Source organism: Streptomyces sp. NPDC029122 (assembly GCF_055569445.1).
This window is the reverse complement of record NZ_JBVHWK010000007.1, coordinates 241,302-247,466: the sequence shown is the minus strand read 5'-3', so window position 1 is coordinate 247,466 and position 6,165 is coordinate 241,302. Positions and strand designations below refer to the sequence as shown.

General features: G+C 71.9%; 5 protein-coding genes. 3 read left to right on the top strand and 2 right to left on the bottom strand.

Features of this window, described 5'->3' with window-relative positions; genetic code table 11:
* Positions 1 to 116: 116 nt before the first annotated feature.
* Together fabI and fabG are read right to left on the bottom strand one after the other, a co-directional pair.
* Positions 117 to 887 carry an enoyl-ACP reductase FabI gene (fabI, locus tag ACZ4WZ_RS12100; protein ID WP_467888584.1) on the bottom strand — a complete coding sequence of 257 codons (771 nt, stop codon included), beginning with the start codon at positions 885 to 887 and terminating at the stop codon, positions 117 to 119.
* Between the two features lie 5 nt (positions 888 to 892).
* Positions 893 to 1,612 carry a 3-oxoacyl-[acyl-carrier-protein] reductase gene (fabG, locus tag ACZ4WZ_RS12095; protein ID WP_467888581.1) on the bottom strand — a complete coding sequence of 240 codons (720 nt, stop codon included), beginning with the start codon at positions 1,610 to 1,612 and terminating at the stop codon, positions 893 to 895.
* Between the two features lie 184 nt (positions 1,613 to 1,796).
* Between fabG and ACZ4WZ_RS12090 the strand changes: the two genes are divergently transcribed.
* Genes ACZ4WZ_RS12090 through tyrS form a run of 3 tightly spaced genes read left to right on the top strand, consistent with a single transcriptional unit; the run spans position 1,797 to position 6,035 of the window.
* Positions 1,797 to 3,320 (top strand): TldD/PmbA family protein, encoded by a 1,524-nt coding sequence (locus ACZ4WZ_RS12090; protein WP_467888578.1) that lies wholly within the window; start codon positions 1,797 to 1,799, stop codon positions 3,318 to 3,320.
* Positions 3,320 to 4,714, top strand: a complete 1,395-nt coding sequence (locus tag ACZ4WZ_RS12085; protein WP_467888575.1) for a metallopeptidase TldD-related protein — start codon at positions 3,320 to 3,322, stop codon at positions 4,712 to 4,714. The genes ACZ4WZ_RS12090 and ACZ4WZ_RS12085 overlap by 1 nt, the downstream gene beginning before the upstream one ends.
* Before the next feature lie 52 nt (positions 4,715 to 4,766).
* Entirely contained in the window at positions 4,767 to 6,035 is a 1,269-nt protein-coding gene (tyrS, locus tag ACZ4WZ_RS12080) for a tyrosine--tRNA ligase (protein ID WP_467888572.1), read from the top strand.
* Positions 6,036 to 6,165: the final 130 nt, after the last annotated feature.

Here is a 6,165-nt window from a genome sequence, read left to right as displayed (position 1 = left end):
CCCCCCCCCCCCCCCCCCCCCCCCCCCCCCCCCCCCCCCCCCCCCCCCCCCCCCCCCCCCCCCCCCCCCCCCCCCCCCCCCCCCCCCCCCCCCCGTACGGGGGGACGGTCCGGGTGTCAGGCACCCATCGCGTGCAGGCCGCCGTCCACGTGGACGATCTCGCCGGTGGTCTTCGGGAACCAGTCCGACAGCAGGGCCACGACGCCCTTGCCCGCCGGCTCGGGGTCGCTCATGTCCCACTCCAGCATCGAGCGGGAGTTCCAGACGTCCGCCAGCTCCGAGAAGCCCGGGATGGACTTGGCGGCCATCGAGCCGATCGGACCGGCCGAGACCAGGTTGCAGCGGATGTTCTCCTTGCCCAGGTCGCGGGCGAGGTAGCGGCTGGTGGCCTCCAGGGCGGCCTTGGCCGGGCCCATCCAGTCGTACTGCGGCCAGGCGTACTGCGCGTCGAAGGTGAGGCCGACGACGGCCGCGCCCTCCGCCGGGAACAGCGGCTTGCAGGCCATGGTCAGCGACTTCAGCGAGAACGCCGAGACGTGCATGGCGGTGGCCACCGACTCGAACGGCGTGTTCAGGAAGTTGCCGCCGAGGGCGTCCTGCGGGGCGAAGCCGATGGAGTGCACGACCCCGTCGAGGCCGCCGAGCTCGTCACGGACGAGCTGCTCCAGACGGGCCAGGTGCTCGTCGTTGGTGACGTCGAGCTCGATCACCTTGACCGGCTTGGGCAGCTTCTTGGCGATGCGCTCGGTCAGCGTCGGCCGCGGGAACGCCGTGAGGATGACCTCGGCGCCCTGCTCCTGGGCCAGCTTGGCGGTGTGGAAAGCGATGGACGACTCCATCAGCACCCCGGTGATGAGGATGCGCTTGCCCTCGAGAATTCCGCTCATGGTGATCAGTGACCCATGCCCAATCCGCCGTCAACGGGAATGACGGCTCCTGTGATGTACGCGGCGTCGTCGGACGCCAGGAAGCTGACGGCCGCCGCGATCTCCTCGGGCCGCGCGTAGCGGGCGAGCGGCACGTTCGCCACGATGGCCGCGCGCTGCTCGTCGGTGAGCACCTTCGTCATGTCGGTGTCCACGAAGCCGGGGGCGACCACGTTGAAGGTGATGTTGCGGGAGCCCAGCTCGCGGGCGAGCGAGCGGGCGAAGCCCACCAGGGCCGCCTTGGAGGCGGCGTAGTTGGCCTGGCCGGCCGAGCCCAGCAGGCCGACGACCGAGGAGATCAGGACGACGCGGCCCTTCTTGGCCCGGAGCATGCCGCGGTTGGCGCGCTTGACCACCCGGAAGGTGCCGGTGAGGTTGGTGTCGACGACGGACGCGAAGTCCTCCTCCGACATCCGCATCAGCAGCGTGTCCTTGGTGATGCCGGCGTTGGCCACCAGCACCTCGACGTTGCCGTGCTTCTCCTCGATCTCCTTGTAGGCCTGCTCCACCTGCTCGGAATCGGTGATGTCGCAGCGCACCGCCAGCACACCGAGCGAGGTGAGCTCCTGGGGGGGCTCTCCCGAGCGGTACGTGACGGCGACCTTGTCGCCGGCCTCTGCGAAGGCTCGGGCGATGGCGAGGCCGATGCCCCGGTTTCCTCCGGTGACGAGAACCGAGCGGCTCAACGGATCACCCTTTCCCTAGCGGTCTGAATAGCAAAAACCTATAGCCCGGGCCGGTCATCCGGAGAATCGGGCTCCGACAGGGCCTCGCGACGGGCTCTGTCGAGTCCCTACAGAAAGCGGTAGGCACAGTGGCCCCGGGCGCGACATGATCGGGGCGACCGGCCCCGACCCCGGGAGGACTTCCGTGCCCCATTCCATCGACGCGGCTTTCACCGCGCTGCCCCTGCGGGCCCTCGCCGACGCGGCACTCGCCCGGGCGCGCGCGCTGGGCGCCGACCACGCCGACTTCCGGCTCGAGCGGATCCGCAGCGCCTCCTGGCGGCTGCGCGACGCCAAGCCCTCCGGCGGCTCCGACACCACCGACCTCGGTTACGCGGTCCGGGTGGTGCACGGCGGCAGCTGGGGCTTCGCCTCCGGCGTGGACCTGACCATGGACGGCGCGGCCAAGGTGGCCTCGCAGGCCGTGGCCATGGCGAAGCTGTCGGCGCAGGTGATCAAGGCCGCCGGCTCCGACGAGCGGGTGGAGCTGGCCGAGGAGCCGGTGCACGCGGACAAGACCTGGATCTCCGCCTACGACGTGAACCCCTTCGAGGTGCCGGACGCCGAGAAGTCGGCCCTGCTCGCCGACTGGAGCGCACGGCTGCTGGCGGCGGAGGGCGTCGCGCACGTCGACGCCTCGCTGCTCGCCGTCCACGAGAACAAGTTCTATGCCGACACCGCGGGCACCTCCACCACCCAGCAGCGGGTGCGCCTGCACCCGCAGCTCACCGCGGTCGCCGTCAACGGCACCACCGGCGAGTTCGACTCCATGCGCACCATCGCCCCGCCCGCCGGGCGCGGCTGGGAGTACCTGACCGGCACCGGCTGGGACTGGGACGCCGAGCTGGAGCAGATCCCCGCCCTCCTCGCGGAGAAGATGCGGGCCCCCGGCGTCGAGGCCGGGCGCTACGACCTGGTCGTGGACCCGTCCAACCTGTGGCTCACCATCCACGAGTCCATCGGCCACGCCACCGAGCTCGACCGGGCGCTGGGCTACGAGGCGGCGTACGCGGGGACCTCCTTCGCCACCTTCGACCAGCTGGGCACGCTCAAGTACGGCTCCTCGATCATGAACGTGACCGGGGACCGCACCGCCGAGCACGGCCTGGCCACCATCGGCTACGACGACGAGGGCGTCGAGGCGCAGAGCTGGGACCTGGTCAAGGACGGCACCCTGACCGGCTACCAGACCGACCGGCGCATCGCCCGGCTGACCGGCCTCGGCCGCTCCAACGGCTGCGCCTACGCCGACTCCCCCGGGCACGTGCCGGTCCAGCGGATGGCGAACGTCTCGCTCCAGCCGGATCCGGGCGGGCTCTCCACCGAGGACCTGATCGGCGGGGTGGAGCGCGGGATCTACGTGGTCGGGGACCGCTCCTGGTCCATCGACATGCAGCGTTACAACTTCCAGTTCACCGGGCAGCGCTTCTTCCGGATCGAGAACGGCCGGCTGGCCGGGCAGCTGCGCGACGTCGCGTACCAGGCCACGACCACCGAATTCTGGGGCTCGATGGAGAAGGTCGGCGGCCCGCAGACCTACGTCCTGGGCGGCGCCTTCAACTGCGGCAAGGCCCAGCCGGGGCAGGTCGCGGCGGTCTCGCACGGCTGCCCGTCGGCCCTGTTCCGCGACGTGAACATCTTGAACACCACCCAGGAGGCCGGACGCTGATGTCGCCGAACCGCACGAAGCCCCACGAGATCGTCGAGCGGGCCCTGGAGCTGTCCACCGCCGACGGCTGCGTCGTCATCGCGGACGAGGAGTCCAGCGCCAACCTGCGCTGGGCCGGCAACGCGCTCACCACCAACGGGGTCACCCGCGGCCGGACCCTGACGGTCATCGCCACGGTCGACGGCACGGAGGGCACGGCCTCGGGGGTCGTCTCGCGCTCCGCCGTCACCGCCGCCGACCTGGAGCCGCTGGTACGGGCCGCCGAGGCGGCCGCGCGGGCGGCCGGGCCCGCCGAGGACGCCCAGCCGCTGGTGACCGGGACCCCCGCCTCCCCGGACTTCACCGACGCGCCGGACGAGACCTCCTCGGCGGTGTTCGCCGACTTCGCCCCGGCCCTCGGCGAGGCCTTCGCCCGGGCCCGCGCGGGCGGCCGCGAGCTGTACGGCTTCGCCAACCACGAGATGACCTCCACGTACGTCGGCACCTCGGCCGGGCTGCGGCTGCGCCACGACCAGCCGAACGGAACCCTGGAGCTCAACGCCAAGTCCCCGGACCGGCTGCGTTCGGCCTGGGCCGGCCGGGCCACCCGTGACTTCAAGGACGTGGATCCGACCGCCCTGGACGCGGAGCTCGCCGTACGCCTGGGCTGGGCGGAACGGAAGGTCGAGCTGCCCGCCGGCCGGTACGAGACCCTGCTGCCGCCGACCGCGGTGGCCGACCTGCTGATCTACCAGATGTGGTCGGCTGCGGCCCGGGACGCGGCGGAGGGCCGGACGGTCTTCTCCAAGCCCGGCGGGGGCACCCGGATCGGGGAGCGGCTCTCGCGCCTGCCGCTGACCCTGCGCAGCGACCCGAACGCACCGGGCCTGGAGTCCGCGCCGTTCGTGATCGCGCACAGCTCGGGCGACGACGCGTCGGTCTTCGACAACGGCCTGCCCGTCCCGGCGACGGAATGGATCCGCGAGGGGGAGCTGGCGCGGCTGACCACGACCCGGCACAGCGCCGCGCTGACCGGGCTGCCGCTCTCGCCGGCCTTCGGGAACCTGATCCTGGACGGGGGCGGCGAGAAGTCCCTGGAGGAGATGGTGGCGGGCACCGAGCGGGGTCTGCTGCTGACCTGCCTCTGGTACATCCGCGAGGTCGACCCGGCCACACTGCTGCTCACGGGCCTGACCCGGGACGGGGTGTACCTGGTGGAGAACGGGCAGGTCACGGGCGAGGTCAACAACTTCCGGTTCAACGAGTCGCCGGTGGACCTGCTGTCGCGGGCCTCGGAGGCGGGGCGGACCGAGAAGACCCTTCCGCGCGAGTGGGGCGACTGGTTCACGCGGGCCGCGATGCCTCCTGTCCGCATCCCGGACTTCAACATGAGTTCGGTCAGCAAGGGCGTCTGATCCACCTAGACTGAGCTCGGCATTTCCACATTTCGCAAGGAGTCGAGAGACCGTGACGGACATCGTCGACGAACTGAAGTGGCGCGGGCTGTTCGCCCAGTCCACTGACGAAGAAGCGCTGCGCAAGGCCTTCGCGGACGGTCCCGTCACGTTCTATTGCGGCTTCGACCCGACCGCGGCCTCCCTGCACGTGGGACACCTGGTGCAGGTGCTCACCGTGCGCCGGCTCCAGCAGGCCGGCCACCGGCCGCTGGCGCTGGTCGGCGGGGCCACCGGTCAGATCGGTGACCCGCGCCCGACGGCGGAGCGCACCCTGAACGACCCGGAGACGGTCGCGAACTGGGTGAACCGGCTGCGCACGCAGATCGAGCCGTTCCTGTCCTTCGAGGGCGAGAACGCGGCGGTCATGGTGAACAACCTGGACTGGACGGCGGGCCTGTCCGCCATCGAGTTCCTGCGGGACATCGGCAAGCACTTCCGCGTCAACAAGATGCTGACGAAGGACTCGGTCGCCAAGCGGCTGGACTCCGAGCAGGGCATCAGCTACACGGAGTTCAGCTACCAGCTGCTCCAGGGCATGGACTTCCTGGAGCTGTACCGCCGCTACGGCTGCACCCTCCAGCAGGGCGGCTCCGACCAGTGGGGCAACCTGACGGCGGGCCTCGACCTGATCCACCGGGTGGAGCCGGGCGCGCACGTGCACGCGATGGCGACCCCGCTGATGGTGAAGGCGGACGGCACCAAGTTCGGCAAGTCCGAGAGCGGGGCCGTCTGGCTCGACCCCGAGATGACCACCCCCTACGCGTTCTACCAGTTCTGGCTGAACGTGGACGACCGGGACATCTCCACCTACATGCGGATCCTGTCCTTCAAGTCCCGTGAGGAGCTGGAGGAGCTGGAGGCGCAGACCGCGGAGCGTCCGCAGGCGCGGGCCGCCCAGCGTGCGCTGGCGGAGGAGCTGACCACGCTGGTGCACGGCGCGGACCAGTGCGCCGCCGTGATCGCGGCGTCGAAGGCGCTGTTCGGACAGGGCGAGCTCGCGGAGCTGGACGAGGCCACGCTGGCCGCGGCCCTCTCCGAGCTGCCGCACGCCCGGGTCGCCGAGCTGGGCCCGGTCGTGGACCTGTTCGCCGAGACGGGCCTGGTCGCCAGCAAGTCCGCCGCCCGCCGGACGGTGAAGGAGGGCGGTGCCTACGTGAACAACGCGAAGGTCACCGCCGAGGACGCGGTCGCCGCCCCGGAGGACCTGTTGCACGGGCGCTGGCTGGTGCTGCGCCGCGGCAAGAAGAACCTGGCCGCGGTGGAGGTCACCGGCGCCTGAGTGCGCGAACACGGCCGAGGGGGGGGGGGGGGGGGGGGGGGGGGGGGGAGGAGGGGGGGAGGGGGGGGGGGGGGGGGGGGGGGGGGGGGGGGGGGGGCGGGGGGGGAGGGGGGGGAGGGGGGGGGGAGGG

What these genes read in the sequence shown, in the direction of transcription:
- fabI (WP_467888584.1), bottom strand. Translation starts at nt 887, where the DNA reads ATGAGCGGAATTCTCGAGGGCAAGCGCATCCTCATCACCGGGGTGCTG.
- ACZ4WZ_RS12085 (WP_467888575.1), top strand. Translation starts at nt 3,320, where the DNA reads ATGTCGCCGAACCGCACGAAGCCCCACGAGATCGTCGAGCGGGCCCTG.